Below are 19,571 nucleotides of genomic sequence, written 5' to 3' on the forward strand. Positions count from 1 at the left end.
GACCGAGCCATGAACCTGTTTCGAACCCTTGCCGTCGCGTCGATGCTGAGCTTCGTTGCATCAGCCGATGCCAGCAGCGGCAGCGGGGATCCGCTCTACACCATCCAGAACCCACCGGCATACGCGATGATTGGCGACCTGTTGATTGCCCGGCCTTTACTGGTCGCCGCCACAGTGATCGGCGCCGGCGTGTTTGTGGTGTCGCTACCGTTTACCGCATTGGGCGGCGGAGTAGGCGATGCGGGGCAGGCGTTGGTGGTGGACCCGGCGAAAGCGGCGTTCGTGCGGTGCCTGGGGTGTATCGGGGAAGGGTTTGAGCGGCAGGAGTGAGGTCCTGAAAAGTTTCGCGGGCAAGCCTCGCTCCTACAACGATCACACGACTGTAGGAGCGAGGCTTGCCCGCGAAGGCGTCCTGAAAGACGCCAAATGTCTCAAGCCTTGCCGGTAATCTTGCGGTACTTCTCCATCAACTGCTCTTCAGTCTCCGGATGCGCTTCGTCCAGCGGGATGCAATCCACCGGGCAAACCTGCTGGCACTGTGGTTCGTCGTAGTGGCCGACACACTGGGTGCACAGGTTCGGGTCGATCACGTAGATCTCTTCGCCCTGGGAAATGGCGGCGTTCGGACACTCGGGTTCGCAGACGTCGCAATTGATGCAATCGTCGGTGATGATCAGGGACATGCTAACTCCAGCCGGGGCGGCAAGCCCGGGCGCAATAAATCAATGCGCGTAATTGTGCCGCATTGGCGTGCGCAGTGCACGCAAGCGCGATCAAGTGCAAAAGATCGCAGCCCGCGGCAGCTCCTACTTCTTGAAGCGCTCGGTCAGTGCATCCGCCACTGCCGGGTGGACGAATTTGGTGATATCGCCGCCCAAGGCAGCGATTTCACGGACCAGTGTCGAGGAAATGAACGAATAGCGCTCGGACGGGGTAAGAAACAGGCTTTCCACATCCGGGGCCAACTGGCGGTTCATGTTGGCCAGCTGGAACTCGTATTCGAAGTCCGACACCGCGCGCAAACCACGCAGGAACACATTGGCGTTCTGCTCTTTGGCGAAATGCGCCAACAGGGTCGAGAAGCCGACGACTTCAACGTTCGGCAAATGCTTGGTGACCTCGCGGGCCAGCTCCACGCGCTGTTCCAGGGGAAACAGCGGGTTTTTCTTCGGGCTGGCGGCGACAGCAATGATCACGTGATCGAACAGGCGCGAGGCGCGTTCGACCAGATCGCCATGGCCCTTGGTAATAGGGTCGAAGGTACCTGGGTACAACACTCGGTTCATCGCGTCGTCCTGGCGGGAGTGCGTTGGGGAGTCGGATGGTATCGCAGCCTTCCCGGTCGGCCAAGTCGCCTGTTGGGTAAGAAAGCACTATAGACGATGCGAATAATCGCTTTTTTCACGGATTTTTTAAACGTTCGGCCAGAGAAGTCGCCAGTTGCGCCGTCAGGCCGTAGACCGACAACTGCGGGTTTGCGCCAATGCTGGTAGGGAATAGCGAGCCGTCATGAATCGATAGATTGGCCAATTGATGGTGCCGGCCGAGGCTGTCGGTCACGGCATTTTTCGGATCTTCGCCCATCGCGCAACCCCCCATCACATGCGCGCTGCCCAAACGAGTGCGGTACAACTCCAGGCTTAGACCGTCAATCAGTGCCCGTGCCTCGGCGAGGGTTTTGACGTAGCGCGCGTCGGCGTGCATCGGCATCACCGCCCGGGCGCCGCCGGCGAACTGGATCTCGGCCATCGTGTGGAATGCCCGGCGCAACCCGTCCCAGGTATAAGGCGAGATTTGGTAATCGAGTACTGGCGTGTCGTCGCTGCGTAATTCGACGTTGCCACCCTGGCTGTCCGGGTGAAAACCGTCGCGCAGCAGTGCCAGCATGGCGTGCGTGTGCGGCAGGTTGGTCATGTGCCCGGCGTTTTCTTCGCCAAAGCCCCCGAGTAATGTCGCGGCCAGCGCCGGGTGTAGCGGTGGAACTTCCAGTTTGTAGGCCATGGGGCCGGTAGTGCCGTTCTGCCATTGGAAATGATCGGAATAAATGGACTGCGGCGCGCCATAGAACGGGTTGACGACCTCGTCGAACAACGCAGCGGACATGTTCACCGGATGCAGGAACGTGCGTTTGCCCAAGCGTTCGTGCGGATCAGGCGCTCCGGAACGCATCAACAAGCCTGGTGAGTTGATGCCACCGCCGGCCAGCACGTAATGCCGCGCCTTGACCGTGATCTTGCGACCGGTGGGTTCGACGCAGCGCTCGTCCATCGCCACGCAATGCAGGCCGGTGACTTTGTCGCCGCTGATGACGAGTTTTTCGGCGCGGGCCAGGTAAAGCAACTCGCCGCCCTTTTCCAGGGTCGCTGGAATGGTCGTGACCATCATCGATTGCTTGGCGTTGGTCGGGCAGCCCATGCCGCAATAGCCGAGGTTCCAGCAGCCGCGCACGTTGCGCGGGATGACATGCCAGCTGTAGCCGAGTTTTTCGCAGCCTTTGCGGATCACGTCGTTGTTGGCATTGGGCGGGACCATCCACGGCGCGACGCCCAGACGCTGCTCCATTTTTTCGAACCACGGCGCCATGTCGGCCGGGCTGTGACCCTTGACGTTGTGCTCTTTGGCCCAATGCTCCAGGGTCGGTTGCGGAGTGCGAAAACTGGAAGTCCAGTTGATCAGAGTGGTGCCGCCCACCGCCCGGCCCTGAAGGATGGTGATCGCGCCATCCTTGCTCATGCGCCCGATGCCTTCCTGATAGAGACTGGCGTAGGCCTGGTCTTCGAGCAGTTTGAAGTCGCTGCTGGTCTTGAGCGGACCTTCCTCGATCAGCAGCACTTTGTAGCCGGCTGCGCTGAGGATTTCGGCGGTGGTGCCGCCACCGGCACCGCTGCCGATGATCGCCACATCCGCTTCGAGGGTCAGGTCCTGGCTCAGTTGCGAACCGTTATGGGTTTTCCAGCCGCGGGCCATGCCTTCGCGGAACGGATCGGGTACGGGCATCTTCGGGTTCTCTTATTGTTCTGGATATTTTGGTGAGGCAGATGACGCCTTCGCTGCAGCAGGAGCGAGGCTTGCCCGCGAAAGGCTCGATACGGTTTTCAAACCGTTGGCGGTCCGGGATAGCCGCAATGCGCCCACGATTCCTGGCGGCCGTACCAGGCCATCATCACCAGTTGCAGCAAAGAGCTGTGTCCCATGCGCAGCAAGTTCAGCGAGCTGTTTTCCCAGCGATCGAGGAAGTGCCGGATATCGTCGGCGCTGGCGTTTTCCCAGCTGCCCCAGATCCCGGTCAACGGACCGCGTGTGACAGCCATGCCCAGCACATCGAACAGTTGCCGGGTCAGCTTGAGCATTTCCGGCGACAGGTGATCGAGGTTGTAGTCCAGACTTTTCAAAGTGCCATCGACCGCAGCCGGCATGCGTTCGGCGGTCACCGCACCGTCAAGCATTACCGGAAGCAAGGCCCGCAAAAACAGCAGATCGCCGCTGCGCAACGCCGTGAAACCACTTTGCGGTGCACCCGAAGAGCAACCCGTGAGGCTGGCACCCAATCCGGCGGTGGCGAGAAAGGCGCTGGCGCCGAGGCTGAACTTGAGCAGGCCGCGCCGTGACAGCGCGGGTGTATCGGACAGGCTTGGGTTCATTATTGTTATTACCCGAGGGTGACGATCGTTAGCGAATAAACAGCTTCTGGATCAGTTTCTGAATGGATTTACCGTACGGCGGATAGATCAGTTTCGCCGCGTTGAAGCGCTGTTTGATCAGCACACCCTTGGCCTTGCTGAAGGTGAGGAAGCCTTCGTGCCCGTGGTAGTGACCCATGCCCGAAGCACCGATGCCGCCGAAAGGCATGTCATCCTGAGCCACATGCAGCAGCGTGTCGTTGAGGCACACGCCACCGGAGTGGGTCTCGTGCAGCACGCGGTTTTGCTCGCGCTTGTCGTAGCCGAAGTAATACAGCGCCAGCGGGCGAGGGCGTTGGTTGATGTAGGCAAACGCCTGATCGAGATCCCGATACGGGACGATCGGCAGCAGCGGGCCGAAGATTTCGTCCTGCATCACGGTCATGTCATCGCTGACGTTGAGCAACAGGCTATGGCCCATGCGACGGCCCTGGCTTTGCTCGAACAGAGGAATCAGCAACGCACCCTTGCTGGTGGCATCGCTGACGTAGCCATTGAGCCGAGCCAGTTGTCGATCATTGATGATTGCCGTGTAGTCCGGGTTGTCAGTCAGCGTCGGATAAAACCCGCGCACAGCCGAGCGATAGGCTTCAACGAAGCCACCGACACGATCCTCCGGCACCAGCACGTAGTCCGGAGCCACGCAGGTCTGTCCGGCATTGAGGGTCTTGCCGAACGCGATGCGTTCGGCGGCGTCCTTGAGCGGCACATCGTGGGACACAATGGCCGGAGACTTGCCACCCAGTTCCAGTGTCACCGGTGTCAGGTTCTCCGCCGCCGCGCGCATCACGTGCTTACCGATGCTGGTGGCGCCAGTGAACAACAGGTGATCGAAACGCAGGCGGGAAAATGCCACGCCGATATCGGCCTCGCCCAGCACGACGCAGACCAGGTCTTCGGGGAAGATCCGCGCCAACAACTGCTTCATCAGCAAACCGGTGGCCGGGGTGGATTCGCTGAGCTTGAGCATCACCCGGTTACCCGCCGACAGCGCACCCACCATCGGGCCGATCGCCAGGTACAACGGGTAATTCCACGGCACGATCACCCCAACCACGCCCAGCGGCTGATAAACCACTTTGGCCGAGGCTGGTTGAAAGGCAACGCCGACCTTGCGCCGCGACGCACGCATCCAGCCTTTGAGGTGCTGGCTGGCGTAATGGATGCCGTGCAGGCTGGGCATCAATTCAGCGAGCAGGGTCTCATCGGCGCTGCGATGGCTGAAGTCCTGGCTGATCGCGTCAATCAAGGCCTGACGCTCGCTGTTCAGCAAGTCGCGCAGTGCCTTGAGCCACTGTTGGCGCTGGGCGGCAGGGGGCATCGGGTTGGCGGCATACGCCGCGCGTTGTGCTTCAAACAGCGCCTGAAGCTCGTCCAGAGGCTGCTGTAGGTTTTGCAGGTAGGAAATTTCAGCAGTCATGGTCGGCTCCGGATTTATTCTAATGAGGCACTTTTTAGAGTCTATGCTCTAAAAAGTCAAATGCCTTCGTCGCGCAGTGATGTTCCATCCGCTTGCGGATAGGTCGTAAGATGCCCATCAACGCACTCTGAATTAAAGCTCAAGCCATGGCCCCACGGATCAAAACCAGCGAGCGCATCGTGCAGAACAGCCTGGAGCTGTTCAATCAACAGGGCGAGCGCAGCATCAGCACCAACCACATTGCTGCCCACATGGAGATTTCCCCGGGCAACCTGTACTACCACTTCCCGAACAAGCAGGCGATCATCGCCGTGCTGTTCAGCGAGTACGAAACCCTGGTGGACAGCTTTCTGCGCCCGCCACAGGGCCGCGCCGCGACGGTGGAAGACAAGCGCTTCTATCTCAAAGAGTTGCTCTCGGCGATGTGGGGTTACCGGTTTTTGCATCGCGACCTCGAGCATTTGCTCGACAGCGATCCGGAACTGGCCGCCCGTTACCGGCGTTTTTCCCAGCGCTGCGTGATTCAGGGCATGGCGATCTACGAAGGTTTCGTTGCCGCTGGCATCTTGAAGATGGATCGTGTGCAGATCGAGTCCCTGACCCTCAATGCCTGGATCATCCTCACTTCCTGGGTGCGCTTTCTGTGCACCACGCGGGAGAATTCCAGTCATCTGAGCGAGCAGGCGATCAAGCGCGGCGTGTATCAGGTACTGGTACTGGAAGCCGGATTCGTCACGGATGAGGCGCGCGAAGCGGTCAACGCCTTGTTTGAAGAGTTTTACGTGCCGTTGGCTCAGGCGCTGGAAGAGGTTTGAGCCAGCGCGTGCAGCAGGATTGAATTGCGTTTAATCACAGGAGCCCGCTATGCCCATCGCGCAACTGATCAGCCCACAAGCGCTGGACTTGAAAAAGGACCAGCCGGGGTTGGTGATTCTCGATTGTCGCTTTGCCCTTGAAGACCCGGATTACGGGCAGCGCAGCTATGCCGAGGGCCACATCAACGGGTCGAGCTTTGCTGATCTCGAGCGTGACCTCAGCGGGAAAGTGGTCAAGGGCGTGACCGGGCGTCATCCGCTGCCAGAGCCGGTCGAACTGATCGAGCGCCTGCAAGCCTGGGGCATCAACAATGACAGTGAAGTGGTTTTGTACGACGACGGCCCGGGCGCCTTCGCGGCTCGCGCCTGGTGGTTGCTGGCCTGGCTGGGCAAACGTGACGGCGTGTTCATTCTTGATGGCGGGCTAAAGGCCTGGCACGCGGCGGGTTTGCCGCTGAGCCTGGATGCGCCCTCGATCACTCGCGGCACGTTCAGTGGCGCCCCGGATGCTTCGTTGCTGCTCAGTGCCGAACAATTGCAAAAGCGTCTCGCGCAACCAGAACTGACCCTGCTCGATGCCCGCGCACTGCCGCGCTTCAAGGGTGAAATGGAACCGATCGATCCGGTCGCCGGGCACATTCCCGGTGCACAATGTGCGGCGTTTACCGACAACCTCGGCGCGGATGGGCGGTTTCTGCCGGCTGATCAGCTCAAGCAGCGCTTCGCCGCAAAACTTGCAGACCGTTCGCCGAACGATCTGGTGGCGTACTGCGGTTCCGGCGTGACGGCTTGCCATAACCTGTTCGCATTGTGCCTGGCGGGGTATCCGCTGGGTGCGTTGTACGCCGGTTCTTGGAGCGAGTGGATCAATGATCCTGCGCGGGGCATCGCAGTAGGCGAGTGAAGAACAAAGCATCGATACGCTCGCAGCTCCCTTCGTATGCCTACGCCCGGCCTGCGTTGGCCAGCCACTGGGGGATGCGTCGTTCCAGGTAGTAACCCGGTTGCCTGACCGAGCCGTCGACGAACCCGACGTGTCCGCCCTTGGCCTGCAGTTCGAATTGCGTACAGGCCGATAACTCATCGGCTTGCGGCAGGCTGTGGGGGAAGACGAAGGGATCGTCGGCCGCCTGAATGATCAGGGTCGGTGTGCGAATCTCCCCGAGAAAGTAGCGACTCGATGCGCGGCGGTAGTAATCCTCGGCATCCACGAAACCGTTCAGTGGCGCGGTCACCCGGCCGTCGAAATCCCAGAACGTGCGCATGTTTTCCAATGAACCGAGCGCGGCCAGTGCCGCCAGGCCGTCTTCCCGGCCGTCATGCTGGAACTGGCGCTGCTTGTTCTTGATGTAGGCCAGCATTTCGCGCATGAAGTGCGCCTGGTAGACCTTGGAAAAACCCTGGCCGATCCGGTCGGCGCACTGGTCCAGTCGGAACGGCACTGACACGGCCACCGCGCCAAGTACGCCGCTGTCACTGCCGGTTTCACCCAGGTGCTTGAGCAGGACATTGCCACCCAGGGAATAACCGACCGCATAGAGCGGCGCGAGTGGCCGCTTGGCCCGCAGATGTTTGATGGTTTCGGCCAGATCTTCGCTGGCGCCGGAATGGTAGCTGCGCGGCAATAGATTGGGTTCGCCCGAGCAGCCGCGCCAGTTCAGCGCGACGCTGGCCCAGCCCCGATCAGCCAAGGCTTTTTGCATGCCGGCCACGTAGGGCGAATTCGATGAACCGGTCAGCCCGTGCAGCACCAGCACCAACGGCGCTTCGGCGCTGTGCGGGCCGTACCAGTCGAGATCGAGAAAATCACCGTCTTCGAGCCACAGGCGTTCGCGGTCGCGGTCGATGTGCACGGTTTTACGCCACAGCGGCCCCCACAAGGTTTGCAAGTGCGGGTTGCCGATGCCGAAGGCGGGGATGAAGGAGGGCGGTGAGGCCAGTGCGGGGTGCGGTTGCACAGTCATTCTCGGTGGATGTGTTCATGAGTCTGCCGGAAGACGCGGCGGGACAGCGCCGCGACCGCGTCACCCTGGCAGTCTAACTTGCCACAATCTCACCAGGCACGCGACACATCGCATTGGTTGCGCTTTCGCTCGGCTCGGGCAGCGGTTGTTGATCTGCCCTGGGTCCCAGGATGACCGCCTGCCATTGTCCAGAGTGGTAATGCCGGTTGAGTGCGCTCTTGATTGATGTGAGGTTCAGCTTCGAAGCCGCTTGCGCGTCAAAATCCAGGTCCAGCGGCAGATTGTGTGTGCTGATGGCGTACAACTGTCTCAAGATCTGCGCATTGGTTGCGCTGTTCAACGGCGCGCTACCAATCAGTTGCTGTTGGCTGTCTTCAAGTTCCCGTTGGGTCGGCCCGTGGTTGAGAAAGTCGCTGAACATTGTCTCGATGTGGGCCAGCACCGCATCGGCCTGCTCGGGTCTGGTCTGTATTTCGATGGAGAGAAGCCCTTGTGCCTGAAGGGCTGAGAGTTCGGCCTCAACGTGATAGGTCAAGCCTCGGCGTTCTCGCAGTTCATTGGTCAGTCGTTTGCTGAAAACCAGCATGGCTGTCTGCAGCGCGACGTAATCCGGATTGCTTCGCAGGACACTTGGCTGGGCCAGGCGCAAGTAAGCCTGAGTCGATGTCCGCTCAACGCGCAGCAGACCTGAAGCGGTCGGGCTGGTCGCGGGTCGAATCGCAGCAATGGCCGGCCCTTTGGGCAAGGCCGCGGCTATCTGCGCACCAATGTGCTGGGCTTCCTCTTCGGTGAGGTCGCCGACCAGTGTGATTTGGGCATTGCCCACGGCATAGGCCTCGCGATGAAAGTCCTCCACCTGGGTGCGAGTGATGGAGGCAAGGCTGGCCCGGGTTCCGAAGAACGACTGAGCATAACCGTGGTCGGGAAACAGCTGGCCGAGGTTCGCGTGGCGGGCTTGAATGGCGTGGGACTGGTCTTCGCGATCCAGAACGTACTGCAATTGTGATTTGACTGCGGCCATGGAGGCCTCCGGCAGCATCGGCTTGCCGAGGATTTGGGCAAACAAATCCAGGGCTGGTGTGCGTCGTGATTCGTCACTCAAGCTACGCAGGGAAAACCACGTCCGATCCTGGCTGATCCCCATATCCATCTTTGCGCCCAGGTTATCGAAGGTCGCCTGTATGGCATTGACGTCCTTGCCCGCCACACCTTCATTCAACAGACTGAAGGTCAACGCTGCCAGGCCCGGTTGATGTGCTGTGTGGGCGCTGCCGGCGGCAAAGCTTACGAGGGTGTCGAACATCGGCAAGCCAGGGGTACGGATGAACAGGATCTTGGTGCCGCTGAAAGTCTTGTAACCCTTGATCGATAGCGTGCGTTGGAACGCAGGCGCTTGTGCTTCGCTGAGCGATTGCAGCACCGGTTTCGGGGGCGCCGTGATTGCAGCGGCATTGGCCTGAACGCTGAGCAGCATGCTTGCCAGTATCAATCCATTGATCAAGCCTTTGAACTTATCCATTGTTCTTCTCCGGCAGGATTTTCGCGGTACTCAGGCGCTCACGCGTCAGATAAGTCTGTGCCACCTGTTGAATATCCAGCGGTGTGACCTTGTTCAGCTCTTGCGTATCCAGATCGGCAAGCCGCCAGTCCAGGCCAATGGTCTGCAAAAGACCCAGGTTGTGGGCTTGTCTCTGCAGGTCGTCCTGCGCATAAACCAGGTTGGCGATCAGCAGGTTTTTCGCGCGTTCCAGTTCTGCCGGTTCCGGTGCCTTGCTTTTGAGTGATTCGATCACCTGCCACACACGGGTGAGGGCTGCGTCAGCATCATTGAGCTTGTCCGCATTGAGTTGCATGCTGATCGTCAGTAACGAGTCGCCGCGATTGAAGGCGTCGTATTCCGAGAGGACCTCGGTGAATATTGACTCGCTCAGTTGCAGTCGCTGTTTGATGCGTGCGCTATTGGAACCGGCCAGTAACATATCGAGCAGGCGCAGGGCATGGGCGGTCCGACGATCCAGAGCCGTGGCCAGGCTTGGCGCGTTGAAACTCATGATCAAGCGCGGGGACGCCACGGGTGCATGCAGGGTCAGCGATCGTTCGCCGGCAGAAGTGAGTTCGACGGGGGCAGGGGCCGCCGGTGTCGTGCCTCGCTCAAGGTGGCCGAAATACTGCCGTGCAAGGGCCTTGATCTGCTCGGGCTGGACATCGCCAACGACCACCAGGGTCGCATTGCCCGGCGAATACCAGGCCTTGTACCACTGCTGCAATTGCGCGGTATTCATTCGTTGCAGGTCATGCATCCAGCCAATCGTCGGGGTGCGATAGCCGCTGGCCGGGTGGGCGATGCTGTTCAGTCTTTCTTGAGCCAGCACGGTGATTTCATCATCGACGTACATCCGCCGCTCTTCCTGAATGACCTTGAGCTCCGGTGTGAAGTCCTGCGGATCCAGCTCGGCCGTACTCATCAGATCGGCGAGAATTTCGAACGCGACGCCGACGCGGCCGGAAGCGAGTGTCTGGTAAAAAACCGTGAAATCAGTGCCTGTATAGGCGTTTTGGCTGGCGCCCAGACTTTCCAGTATCGCCTCGAATTCTCCAGCGCAGGCCTTGCTGCTGCCTTTGTAGACCATGTGTTCGAGGGCATGGGACAGTCCCGACTGGCCGGGCGGCTCGTAGCTTGAACCGGCCTTGATCCACAGCTGAGCGGTGACGATTGGGGAGCGATGGTCCTCGCGCACGACGACCTTGAGGCCGTTATCCAGCACGAAGTCTTGCGTCGCAGGGGGTGTGGCAGCGCTGGCCATGAGCGGCAGCCAGGCGATAAATGGCAGTACAAAAATGCAGCAGGAGATGTTCATCCGTGTTCATCCTCAGTGGTTTGCAGGGTTATGCGCAAACCACTGTGGATGATCCGTAAGGGCGTCAGGCGGTAACTATGTAGTGCTCCTCACAATCGCAACGTCAGGCGCCGCGCTGCCACAACGAGTAATACACTCGCCCGGATTTCTGCTCCCGGTGCAGGCGCCAGTTCTGCGGCAGACCCAGGGTTGACGGCGCTGACTCGCTTTCGGTGTATATCCAGGCATCGTCGGCCAGCCATTGGCGCGCTTCGAGCAGGGCGCAAACGGCGGGCAACAGGTTCTGGTTGAACGGCGGGTCGAGGAACACCAGGTCGTAGGGCGTGGCGGTCTGGGTTTCCAGGTAGCGCAGGGCGTCAGCGGTCTGAACCTGGCCGGTGGTGCAGCGCAATGTGCCCAGATGTTCCTTGAGGCTCGACACCGCGAGGCTGCTGGCGTCCAGCGCCTGACCCATGGCCGCGCCACGGGACAGGGCTTCGAGGAACAGCGCGCCGCTGCCGGTGAACGGGTCCAGCACTTTGGCGCCTGGAACGTAAGGTGCGAGCCAGTTGAACAGGGTTTCACGCACCCGGTCCGGCGTCGGACGCAGACCCGGCGCATCGGGGAAGCTCAGTTTACGGCTGCGCCATTCGCCGCCGATGATGCGCAGCTGGTTCACGCCGTTGTGCACGTTGTGGACGGGTTTTTTGGGACGGGAAGTAGCCATTAATGCTCCGGAACCCCGAGCGGTTGCTCGGCAGGTTTATCAGTAGGGGCCGGCAGCGGCTTTTGCGGCACGGTCGGGCCAGCGCTGACGATGACCATTTTGTCCGTGCTCAAGTGTTTGTTCATGGCCGCTTTGACTTGCTCGACGGTCAGGTTCTGCGACTGTTGCATGAAGTCTTCCAGGTGGCTCAGCGGCAAGTCATAGAAGCCAATGGCACCCAGTTGACCGACGATGTCGGCGTTGCTGGCGGTGGACAGCGGGAAGCTGCCGGCCAGTTCACGCTTGGCGTCGTCGAGTTCTTTCTCGGTCGGACCGGTTGCAAGGTAGTCCGCGAGGACGTCCTGCACCAGTTTCAGAGTGCCTTCGCTCATTTCGGCGCGGGTCTGCACGTTGATCATGAACGGGCCACGCGCCTGCATCGGGCTGAAGCCCGAATATATGCCATAGGCCAGGCCGCGCTTCTCGCGCACTTCGCTCATCAGTCGAGTACCGAAACCGCCACCACCGAGGATCTGGTTGCCCATGGACAGTGCGGCGTAGTCCGGATCATCACGATCGATGCCCAGTTGCGCAAGCATCAGGTTAGTCTGTTTGGACGGGAACTCGATGTGGCCGATGCTGGCCTTGGGTTCGGTCGGTTGGGCGATTTTCGGCAGGGCCGGACCTTTGGGCAGCGCGCTGGACACCTGCGCGGCCATGGCCTCGGCTTCGGCGCGGGACAGATCGCCAACCAGTGCGATGACTACGTTGCCTGCGGCATAGGCTTTTTCGTGGAAAGCGCGCAGTTGCGCGAGGGTCACCTCGGGAATGGACTTTGCCGTGCCATCACTGGCGTGCGCATAGGGGTGATCGCCGTACAAGCGGTTCATCAACTCCAGGCTGGCCAGTTTGCCGGGGTTCTGTTTCTGGTATTCGAAGCCGGCGAGCAACTGGTTCTTGATGCGGGTAAATGAGTCGGCCGGAAAGGTTGGCTTGCCGACGACTTGCGCAAACAGCTGCAAGGCCGGTTCACGTTTGTCCGTTGCACTGAGGCTGCGCAGCGATGCAACCGCCATGTCTTTGTAAGCGCCATTGCCGAAATCGGCTCCCAGACCCTCGAAACCCTGGGCGATGGCGCTGACGTCTTTGCCGGCCACACCCTCGTTGAGCATGGCGTTGGTCAGCACGGCCAGGCCGGGCGCGCTGCCATCCTGGCTGCTGCCGGCGGCGAAGATCAGGCGCATATCGAACATCGGCAGTTCACGGGCTTCGACGAACAACACTTTGGCACCTTCGGCGGTGTTCCAGGTCTGCACGTCGAGTTTGCGGCGGCTCGGTGCCTTGCCGTTGAGTTCGGTCAGCGATTGCAGCTTCTGGCTGGCCTTGGCCTTGTCCAGGGCTTCGCTGGCATTGGATTCGTCGGTTTTCGAAAAATAGAACGCGGCAGAGCCGATCAGCGCAACGGCGATCAGGCCGAACAGGGCCAGGCGCGGTTTTTTACGCTCACTCATGAGTCGTCTCCTCTGGCAGAACATGGGCGACGCTGAGACGTTCGCGGGTGAAATACAGCTTGGCGGCATTCTGGATATCTTGCGGGGTCACGCTTTCCAGATCGGCGAGCTCGGTATCCATCAGTTTCCAGGACAGCCCGACCGTTTCCAGTTGGCCAATGGCCGTGGCCTGGCTGGTGATCGAGTCGCGCTCGTAAACCAGGCCGGCGATGACCTGTGCCCGCACACGCTCCAGTTCTTCAGTGGTCGGCGCAGTGGTTTTCAGCTGTTCAAGCAGCTTCCACAAACCGGCTTCGGCCTGGGCGATGGTCTTGTTTTTCTGGCTGTTGGGCGTTGCCGACAGCGTGAACAGGCTATCGCCGCGGGTGTAGGCGTCGTAGCTCGACGAGCCGCCGGACACCAATTCTTCGCCGCGCTCCAGTTGGGTCGGGATACGTGCGCTGTAGCCGCCATCGAGCAGCGCGGAAATCAGGCGCAAGGCGTTCACCGAGCGTTTGTCTTCGGCGGTGGCGATACTCGGCACGTTGAATGCCAGCATCAGGCTGGGCAATTGGGTCTTCACGTGCAAGGTGATCTGGCGCTCGCCGGGTTCGGCCAGTTCCAGCGGTTTTTTCGCGGCAGGCACGTCACGCTTGGCGATCGGGCCGAAATAGCGTTGGGCCAGGGTTTTGACTTCTTCGGGTGTCACGTCGCCAACCACCACCAGCGTGGCGTTGTTCGGCACGTACCAGGATTCATACCAGTGGCGCAGCTCTTCGACTTTCATGCGCTCCAGGTCTGCCATCCAGCCGATGGTCGGCGTGTGATAGCCGCTGGCCGGGTAGGCCATGGCCTTGAAACGTTCGTAAGCCTTGGACATCGGTTTGTCGTCGGTACGCAGGCGGCGTTCTTCCTTGATGACTTCGATCTCGCGGGCGAACTCGTCCGGTGGCAGGCGCAAGCTGGCCATCCGGTCGGCTTCCAGTTCGAAAGCCACGCCCAGGCGGTCGCGGGCCAGCACCTGGTAGTAGGCGGTGAAATCGTCGCTGGTGAAGGCGTTCTCTTCGGCGCCGAGGTCGCGCAGGATCAACGACGCTTCGCCAGGGCCGACTTTCTCGCTACCCTTGAACATCATGTGCTCCAGGGCATGGGACAGGCCGGTCTGACCCGGTGTCTCGTAGCTGGAGCCGACCTTGTACCAGACTTGGGAAACCACCACCGGCGCACGATGGTCTTCGCGCACGACGACCTTCAAGCCGTTGTCGAGGGTGAACTCGTGGGTGGGTTGCGGGTCGGCAGCCAGGGCCGAGAGGGGCAGACAAACTGTGCTGAGCAGCAGGCCTGCGGCGCGGCGGGCTAGAGCATTCATTCGTGTTTAAACCTGTTGGGCTGCCCGCTAGGTCTTAGCGTCGGCGGGCGAGAGGGTGCTAGGATACTGATCCGTTTTACTGGCGGCCACGCCTATCAGACCTTTGTGTGTGATCAGGTTGTTTGGGTTTGCGGCAGAAAGCTATGGTTTATCAACTAAACTCTGCGTTTTCGCCGATTATTACGCTTCAGTCCTTCGTGAAGTCGTTTTTTGCAAGGTGCCCGTTTGCACCTCGACAAAATGTTGCGCGTGAACAAGCTGTAGCAATCGCAGTCTGTTCTGCATCGAATATTTATTTGCCGGGGCGCCCGTTGGCGCGTCGCTACCGTGAGATAGCCGTCCTCCATGTTTGGTTCCAACGACGACAAGAAGACCCCAGCTACGGCTGGCGAAAAGAAAAGCCTGTTCGGATGGCTGCGCAAAAAACCGCAGGAATCCGTCGTCGAACAGCCACAACCACTCCCTGAACCCACACCTGCGCCGGTAATAGAAGAAGCATCAGTGCCGGTCGTCCTGCCAATCGCCGAGCCGGTGCTGCAACCGACCGTCGAACCTGAACCGCAAATCGTTGCCGAACTGCCGCTGACCCCGGCCGCAGAACCCTGGCTGACCTTGCCCGTGGCGGAAGAGCCGGTGGCGTTGGTCGAAGACGAGCTGGCGCCCCATGTAACGCCGCCGATTCCTGCTCCGAGTGCCTTTGCCCCTGAGCCAGTGCCGGTTGTCGCACCGGTCGTTGAAGCGGTCCCGGAACCGGTGGCACCGGTTGTCCAGATGCCTGAGCCCGAACCTGCACCTGCACCTGTCATCGAGCCGGTGGCCGTTGCCCCGGTTGAAGTTCCGGTCGAGCCTGTACGCAGCGAAGAAACCAAAGCCGGTTTTTTTGCCCGACTCAAGCAAGGCTTGTCCAAGACCAGTGCCAGCATCGGCGAAGGCATGGCCAGCCTGTTCCTGGGCAAGAAAGCCATCGATGACGAACTGCTCGATGACCTGGAAACCCGTCTGCTGACCGCCGACGTTGGGGTAGAGGCCACTTCGGTGATCATCCAGCGCCTGACGCAGAAGGTCGCGCGCAAAGAGTTGGCCGATGCCGACGCCCTCTACAAGTCCCTGCAAGCCGAATTGGCGGCGATGCTCAAGCCGGTCGAACAACCGCTGAAAATCGCCTCGCAGAACAAGCCGTTCGTGATCCTGGTGGTGGGCGTCAACGGTGCCGGCAAAACCACGACCATCGGCAAACTGGCGAAGAAACTGCAACTGGAAGGCAAGAAAGTCATGCTCGCCGCCGGTGACACCTTCCGTGCTGCGGCGGTGGAGCAATTGCAGGTCTGGGGTGAGCGCAACAAAATCCCGGTCATTGCCCAGCACACCGGCGCGGATTCGGCTTCGGTCATCTTCGATGCCGTGCAAGCCGCCAAGGCCCGTGGCATTGATGTTCTGATCGCCGACACCGCCGGTCGCCTGCACACCAAAGACAACCTGATGGAAGAGCTGAAAAAGGTCCGCCGGGTGATCGGCAAGCTCGACGCCGACGCGCCACATGAGGTGCTGCTGGTACTCGATGCCGGCACCGGGCAGAACGCTATCAATCAGGCCAAGCAATTCAACCAGACCGTCGAACTGACCGGCCTGGCGCTGACCAAGCTTGACGGGACCGCCAAGGGCGGGGTGATTTTTGCCCTGGCCAAGCAGTTCGGCCTGCCGATCCGCTACATCGGTGTCGGTGAAGGCATCGACGATTTGCGCACTTTTGAAGCTGAACCCTTTGTCCAGGCACTCTTTGCCGAACGGGAGCGTTCATGATTCGTTTCGAACAGGTCGGTAAACGCTACCCGAATGGTCACGTCGGCTTGCATGAGCTGAGCTTTCGAGTCCGTCGTGGCGAGTTTCTGTTTGTCACCGGCCATTCCGGTGCCGGTAAAAGTACGCTGTTGCGGCTGTTGCTGGCGATGGAGCGTCCCACCAGCGGCAAACTGCTGCTCGCCGGGCAGGACCTGAGCACCATCAGCAACGCACAGATCCCATTCCTGCGCCGGCAGATCGGCGTGGTGTTCCAGAACCATCAGTTGCTGTTCGATCGCACGGTGTTCAACAACGTCGCATTGCCGTTGCAGATCCTCGGTTTGTCCAAGGCGGAAATCGCCAAGCGCGTGGACTCGGCGCTGGAACGTGTGGCGCTGTCGGACAAGACCGATTTGTATCCCGGCGACCTGTCCACCGGTCAGCAACAGCGCGTCGGCATCGCCCGCGCCATCGTCCATCGCCCGGCCTTGCTGCTGGCGGACGAACCGACCGGTAACCTCGACCCGCGTCTGGCGGCAGAAATCATGGGGGTGTTCGAAGACATCAACCGCCTGGGCACCAGCGTGCTGATCGCCAGTCACGACCTGGCCCTGATCGCGCGCATGCGCCACCGTATGCTGACGTTGCAACGCGGCCGATTGATTGGCGACGGGGAGGCCGGCGTATGAGTGCGACACGCAGTCCGAAGGTTTCCGAGCGCGTGGCCCCGAAGGCCGCCGATCCGCAGCCGCAGAAGAAAAAGCGCGATGACGATGATGGCCCGGACTTCGCCACACTGTTTCGCGCCTGGATTGAAAGCCATCGTGCCAGCTTGCTGGACAGCTTGCGCCGCCTGGGCAAGCAGCCGATCGGCAGCTTTTTCACCTGCATGGTGATGGCCGTTGCCCTGAGCTTACCCATGGGGCTGTCACTTTTGCTAAGTAACGTCGAGCGTCTGGGCGGTTCCTGGCAGCGTGCGGCGCAGATCTCCCTGTACCTGCAACTCGAAGCCAGCCCGGCTGAAGGTGAATCCCTGCGTGAGCAGATCAAGGCCATGCCCGGTGTGGCGGATGCCGAGTACGTGGGGCGTGATCAGGCTCTGGAAGAGTTCCAGCAGCAGTCCGGCCTGGGCGATGCGCTCAAGGAGTTACCGGAGAACCCGCTGCCCGGCGTGGTCCTGGTGACGCCGAACGAAGTCGACAAGCCTGCACTTGAAGCATTAAGACAAAAACTTTCCGAACTGCCCAGGGTACAACAGGCGCAACTTGATCTAGTCTGGGTCGAGCGTCTGGCAGCCATCCTCAAGCTCGGTGACCGCTTTGTCTTTGGTCTGACCGTGCTTCTGGTTTCTGCATTACTTTTGGTGATAGGCAATACCATTCGTCTTCATATTGAAAACCGCCGCACCGAGATAGAAGTGATTAAACTCGTGGGCGGCACTGACAGCTATGTGCGCAGGCCCTTTCTCTATATGGGTGCGTTGTATGGTTTCGGTGCAGGGCTGCTTTCCTGGGGGCTGTTGGCGTTTGGTCTGGACTGGCTGAACGATGCGGTCGTCGGGCTGGCCGGTTTGTATGGCAGCGATTTCGCGCTGGCCGGCGTACCGGTGGCCGATGGTCTGTCTCTCTTGCTTGGCGCGGTGCTGTTGGGTTATATCGGTGCATGGATTGCAGTCGCACGTCATCTCAGGGAGTTGGCGCCGAAGTAGAATCTTTTTTGCGCGTGATTGACCTTGCAGTTTTTAGGGGAACTTGTCTTTTGGTTTCCGGTCAATTTTCGCAGTGCCACTGGCACGAGTATGTAAGTCGGAGGTTTTTTCGTATGACCAATTCTTTGCAGCCTGCATATGCTCTGGTCCCGGGTGCGAACCTGGAGGCCTATGTGCACACCGTCAACAGCATTCCATTGCTGACGCCGGAGCAGGAGCGTGAACTGGCCGAGAGTCTCTATTATGAGCAGGATCTTGAGGCGGCTCGGCAGATGGTGCTCGCCCACCTGCGTTTTGTCGTACATATCGCCCGTAGCTATTCCGGCTACGGCCTGGCTCAGGCTGACCTGATCCAGGAAGGCAACGTCGGCCTGATGAAGGCCGTGAAGCGCTTCAACCCGGAAATGGGCGTGCGCCTGGTGTCCTTTGCCGTTCACTGGATCAAGGCGGAAATCCACGAATTCATCCTGCGCAACTGGCGCATCGTGAAAGTCGCGACCACCAAGGCCCAGCGCAAGCTGTTCTTCAATCTGCGCAGCCAGAAAAAGCGTCTGGCCTGGTTGAACAACGAGGAAGTCCATCGTGTGGCGGAAAGCCTCGGTGTAGAGCCTCGGGAAGTGCGTGAGATGGAAAGTCGCCTGACTGGCCACGACATGGCCTTCGACCCGGCTGCCGAAGCCGACGACGACAGTGCGTTCCAGTCGCCGGCCAATTATCTGGAAGACCACCGGTACGACCCGGCGCGTCAGCTGGAAGACGCCGACTGGAGCGACAACTCCAACCACAACCTGCACGAAGCGCTGGAAGTGTTGGACGACCGCAGCCGTGACATCCTCTACCAGCGCTGGCTGGCGGAAGAAAAAGCCACGCTGCACGACCTGGCGCAGAAGTACAACGTTTCGGCCGAGCGTATTCGTCAGCTTGAGAAGAGCGCGATGAACAAACTCAAGGTGTCGATCGCCGCGTAACCCGGGCACCAGCAATAAAAAACGCCCCGATCATTGATCGGGGCGTTTTTGTGTGTGCCCATTATTGGTTATTGAGCCCAAGGCGCCCGGCGCGAATCGTTGAGGCCAACCAGATAACTCTCACCACCCAACTGACTCATCTGCCGCCGAATCCAGCCTGCGCGCCGCGCCACGTATCCCGTCGGATGACTGGCACTCCACACCCGCGGATTGGGCAGGACCGCCGCCAGCAAGCTCGATTGCTGGCGGCTGAGGCCTTTGGCGCTCACGCCAAAATGGTGCCTGGCCGCAGCCTCGGCACCGAACACGCCGTCATCCCACTCGACACTGTTGAGGTACACCTCGAGAATCCGCTGTTTGGGCCAGAACACTTCGATCAGTCCGGTGAACCAGGCTTCCAGGCCTTTGCGCAGCCAGCTGCGACCGGACCACAGGAACAGGTTTTTCGAGACTTGCTGGCTCAGGGTGCTGGCGCCGCGGATCGAGCCGCCGAGTTCGTTATGGGCCAGTGCCGCCTTGATCGCATTCACGTCAAAGCCCCAGTGTTCGGGGAATTTCTGATCTTCGCCGGCAATCACTGCGACTTTCAGGTCATCGGAAATTTCATCCCACGGTTTCCACGAGCGTTGCAGGTCGATGGGCTCGCCTTCGATCCAGGATTCGATCTTGCGCTCGACCATCAGCGCCGTCCCCGGTGGCGGCACCACGCGAAAGATCAGCACCAACAGGACGCTGCCGCCCATGAACCAGAGCACGGCCTTGGTGAAACGACGGAAATAGATACGCAGCATAGAGATGGCTTGGCCGAACCCGTGGAGCGGGCCATTATACAGAC

At 60.4% G+C, this 19,571-nt stretch carries 19 protein-coding genes; 7 read left to right on the plus strand and 12 right to left on the minus strand.

What is annotated here, in order from left to right; genetic code table 11:
* The first annotated feature begins 9 nt into the window (after positions 1-9).
* Positions 10-330 (plus strand): multidrug transporter, encoded by a 321-nt coding sequence (locus tag D8U69_RS15410; protein ID WP_130907656.1) that lies wholly within the window; start codon positions 10-12, stop codon positions 328-330.
* A 101-nt stretch (positions 331-431) separates the two neighbouring features.
* On the opposite strand, the gene D8U69_RS15415 is transcribed toward D8U69_RS15410, so the two are convergent.
* The 5 genes from D8U69_RS15415 to D8U69_RS15435 all read right to left on the minus strand — a co-directional run bounded on the left by D8U69_RS15415 (position 432) and on the right by D8U69_RS15435 (position 5,100).
* On the minus strand, positions 432-683 hold the full coding sequence (locus tag D8U69_RS15415) for a YfhL family 4Fe-4S dicluster ferredoxin (protein WP_003195146.1): 252 nt from the start codon (positions 681-683) through the stop codon (positions 432-434).
* A gap of 123 nt (positions 684-806) precedes the next feature.
* Complete coding sequence (gene coaD, locus D8U69_RS15420; protein ID WP_007975368.1) at positions 807-1,286, minus strand: pantetheine-phosphate adenylyltransferase; 480 nt, start codon at positions 1,284-1,286, stop codon at positions 807-809.
* A 115-nt stretch (positions 1,287-1,401) separates the two neighbouring features.
* On the minus strand, positions 1,402-2,997 hold the full coding sequence (locus D8U69_RS15425; RefSeq protein WP_056854004.1) for a GMC family oxidoreductase: 1,596 nt from the start codon (positions 2,995-2,997) through the stop codon (positions 1,402-1,404).
* 98 nt (positions 2,998-3,095) lie between these two features.
* The gene (locus D8U69_RS15430) at positions 3,096-3,641 is read right to left on the minus strand and encodes a twin-arginine translocation pathway signal protein (protein WP_130907657.1); all 546 of its coding nucleotides are present in this window, start codon (positions 3,639-3,641) and stop codon (positions 3,096-3,098) included.
* Between the two features lie 28 nt (positions 3,642-3,669).
* Complete coding sequence (locus D8U69_RS15435) at positions 3,670-5,100, minus strand: coniferyl aldehyde dehydrogenase (RefSeq protein WP_130907658.1); 1,431 nt, start codon at positions 5,098-5,100, stop codon at positions 3,670-3,672.
* Positions 5,101-5,246: 146 nt separating this feature from the next.
* Here D8U69_RS15435 and D8U69_RS15440 point away from each other — a divergent pair, with 146 nt between their 5' ends.
* Both D8U69_RS15440 and D8U69_RS15445 read left to right on the plus strand, forming a co-directional pair.
* Entirely contained in the window at positions 5,247-5,915 is a 669-nt protein-coding gene (locus D8U69_RS15440; RefSeq protein WP_056854001.1) for a TetR/AcrR family transcriptional regulator, read from the plus strand.
* Between the two features lie 49 nt (positions 5,916-5,964).
* On the plus strand, positions 5,965-6,819 hold the full coding sequence (locus D8U69_RS15445; protein WP_130907659.1) for a sulfurtransferase: 855 nt from the start codon (positions 5,965-5,967) through the stop codon (positions 6,817-6,819).
* A gap of 40 nt (positions 6,820-6,859) precedes the next feature.
* On the opposite strand, the gene D8U69_RS15450 is transcribed toward D8U69_RS15445, so the two are convergent.
* From D8U69_RS15450 to D8U69_RS15475, 6 genes are all read right to left on the minus strand, one after another.
* Positions 6,860-7,879: a hydrolase gene (locus D8U69_RS15450; protein WP_130907660.1), complete on the minus strand. Its 1,020-nt coding sequence runs from the start codon at positions 7,877-7,879 to the stop codon at positions 6,860-6,862.
* A gap of 73 nt (positions 7,880-7,952) precedes the next feature.
* The gene (locus D8U69_RS15455; RefSeq protein WP_130907661.1) at positions 7,953-9,398 is read right to left on the minus strand and encodes a pitrilysin family protein; all 1,446 of its coding nucleotides are present in this window, start codon (positions 9,396-9,398) and stop codon (positions 7,953-7,955) included.
* On the minus strand, positions 9,391-10,737 hold the full coding sequence (locus D8U69_RS15460) for a pitrilysin family protein (protein ID WP_130907662.1): 1,347 nt from the start codon (positions 10,735-10,737) through the stop codon (positions 9,391-9,393). The genes D8U69_RS15455 and D8U69_RS15460 overlap by 8 nt, the downstream gene beginning before the upstream one ends.
* Before the next feature lie 103 nt (positions 10,738-10,840).
* On the minus strand, positions 10,841-11,443 hold the full coding sequence (gene rsmD / locus D8U69_RS15465) for a 16S rRNA (guanine(966)-N(2))-methyltransferase RsmD (RefSeq protein WP_130907663.1): 603 nt from the start codon (positions 11,441-11,443) through the stop codon (positions 10,841-10,843).
* Positions 11,443-12,933, minus strand: a complete 1,491-nt coding sequence (locus D8U69_RS15470; protein ID WP_056853995.1) for a pitrilysin family protein — start codon at positions 12,931-12,933, stop codon at positions 11,443-11,445. The genes rsmD and D8U69_RS15470 overlap by 1 nt, the downstream gene beginning before the upstream one ends.
* A complete protein-coding gene (locus D8U69_RS15475) occupies positions 12,926-14,281 on the minus strand; it encodes a pitrilysin family protein (protein ID WP_056853994.1) in 1,356 nt (451 codons plus the stop codon). Before D8U69_RS15475 ends, D8U69_RS15470 begins: the two co-directional genes overlap by 8 nt.
* A 345-nt stretch (positions 14,282-14,626) precedes the next feature.
* On the opposite strand from D8U69_RS15475, the gene ftsY reads away from it, so the two are divergent.
* The 4 genes from ftsY (at position 14,627) to rpoH (ending at position 18,736) form a co-directional block, all read left to right on the plus strand.
* Positions 14,627-16,081, plus strand: coding sequence for a signal recognition particle-docking protein FtsY (gene ftsY / locus D8U69_RS15480; protein ID WP_130907664.1), 1,455 nt, complete (start codon positions 14,627-14,629; stop codon positions 16,079-16,081).
* A complete protein-coding gene (ftsE, locus tag D8U69_RS15485) occupies positions 16,078-16,749 on the plus strand; it encodes a cell division ATP-binding protein FtsE (RefSeq protein WP_003229148.1) in 672 nt (223 codons plus the stop codon). The genes ftsY and ftsE overlap by 4 nt, the downstream gene beginning before the upstream one ends.
* Positions 16,746-17,768: a permease-like cell division protein FtsX gene (gene ftsX, locus D8U69_RS15490; RefSeq protein WP_056853992.1), complete on the plus strand. Its 1,023-nt coding sequence runs from the start codon at positions 16,746-16,748 to the stop codon at positions 17,766-17,768. Before ftsE ends, ftsX begins: the two co-directional genes overlap by 4 nt.
* A 113-nt stretch (positions 17,769-17,881) precedes the next feature.
* Positions 17,882-18,736, plus strand: a complete 855-nt coding sequence (gene rpoH / locus D8U69_RS15495; protein WP_056853991.1) for an RNA polymerase sigma factor RpoH — start codon at positions 17,882-17,884, stop codon at positions 18,734-18,736.
* Positions 18,737-18,804: 68 nt separating this feature from the next.
* Here rpoH and mtgA read toward each other — a convergent pair whose 3' ends face one another.
* On the minus strand, positions 18,805-19,527 hold the full coding sequence (gene mtgA, locus D8U69_RS15500) for a monofunctional biosynthetic peptidoglycan transglycosylase (RefSeq protein WP_130907665.1): 723 nt from the start codon (positions 19,525-19,527) through the stop codon (positions 18,805-18,807).
* Between the last annotated feature and the right edge of the window lie 44 nt (positions 19,528-19,571).

Source organism: Pseudomonas sp. Sample_16, from assembly GCF_004307665.1.
GTDB lineage: Bacteria > Pseudomonadota > Gammaproteobacteria > Pseudomonadales > Pseudomonadaceae > Aquipseudomonas.

Excerpts from the sequence above, each read along its gene's own strand:
- D8U69_RS15410 (WP_130907656.1), top strand. The coding sequence starts at position 10 with ATGAACCTGTTTCGAACCCTTGCCGTCGCGTCGATGCTGAGCTTCGTT.
- D8U69_RS15415 (WP_003195146.1), bottom strand. The coding sequence starts at position 683 with ATGTCCCTGATCATCACCGACGATTGCATCAATTGCGACGTCTGCGAA.
- coaD (WP_007975368.1), bottom strand. The coding sequence starts at position 1,286 with ATGAACCGAGTGTTGTACCCAGGTACCTTCGACCCTATTACCAAGGGC.
- D8U69_RS15425 (WP_056854004.1), bottom strand. The coding sequence starts at position 2,997 with ATGCCCGTACCCGATCCGTTCCGCGAAGGCATGGCCCGCGGCTGGAAA.
- D8U69_RS15430 (WP_130907657.1), bottom strand. The coding sequence starts at position 3,641 with ATGAACCCAAGCCTGTCCGATACACCCGCGCTGTCACGGCGCGGCCTG.
- D8U69_RS15435 (WP_130907658.1), bottom strand. The coding sequence starts at position 5,100 with ATGACTGCTGAAATTTCCTACCTGCAAAACCTACAGCAGCCTCTGGAC.
- D8U69_RS15440 (WP_056854001.1), top strand. The coding sequence starts at position 5,247 with ATGGCCCCACGGATCAAAACCAGCGAGCGCATCGTGCAGAACAGCCTG.
- D8U69_RS15445 (WP_130907659.1), top strand. The coding sequence starts at position 5,965 with ATGCCCATCGCGCAACTGATCAGCCCACAAGCGCTGGACTTGAAAAAG.
- D8U69_RS15450 (WP_130907660.1), bottom strand. The coding sequence starts at position 7,879 with ATGACTGTGCAACCGCACCCCGCACTGGCCTCACCGCCCTCCTTCATC.
- D8U69_RS15455 (WP_130907661.1), bottom strand. The coding sequence starts at position 9,398 with ATGGATAAGTTCAAAGGCTTGATCAATGGATTGATACTGGCAAGCATG.
- D8U69_RS15460 (WP_130907662.1), bottom strand. The coding sequence starts at position 10,737 with ATGAACATCTCCTGCTGCATTTTTGTACTGCCATTTATCGCCTGGCTG.
- rsmD (WP_130907663.1), bottom strand. The coding sequence starts at position 11,443 with ATGGCTACTTCCCGTCCCAAAAAACCCGTCCACAACGTGCACAACGGC.
- D8U69_RS15470 (WP_056853995.1), bottom strand. The coding sequence starts at position 12,933 with ATGAGTGAGCGTAAAAAACCGCGCCTGGCCCTGTTCGGCCTGATCGCC.
- D8U69_RS15475 (WP_056853994.1), bottom strand. The coding sequence starts at position 14,281 with ATGAATGCTCTAGCCCGCCGCGCCGCAGGCCTGCTGCTCAGCACAGTT.
- ftsY (WP_130907664.1), top strand. The coding sequence starts at position 14,627 with ATGTTTGGTTCCAACGACGACAAGAAGACCCCAGCTACGGCTGGCGAA.
- ftsE (WP_003229148.1), top strand. The coding sequence starts at position 16,078 with ATGATTCGTTTCGAACAGGTCGGTAAACGCTACCCGAATGGTCACGTC.
- ftsX (WP_056853992.1), top strand. The coding sequence starts at position 16,746 with ATGAGTGCGACACGCAGTCCGAAGGTTTCCGAGCGCGTGGCCCCGAAG.
- rpoH (WP_056853991.1), top strand. The coding sequence starts at position 17,882 with ATGACCAATTCTTTGCAGCCTGCATATGCTCTGGTCCCGGGTGCGAAC.
- mtgA (WP_130907665.1), bottom strand. The coding sequence starts at position 19,527 with ATGCTGCGTATCTATTTCCGTCGTTTCACCAAGGCCGTGCTCTGGTTC.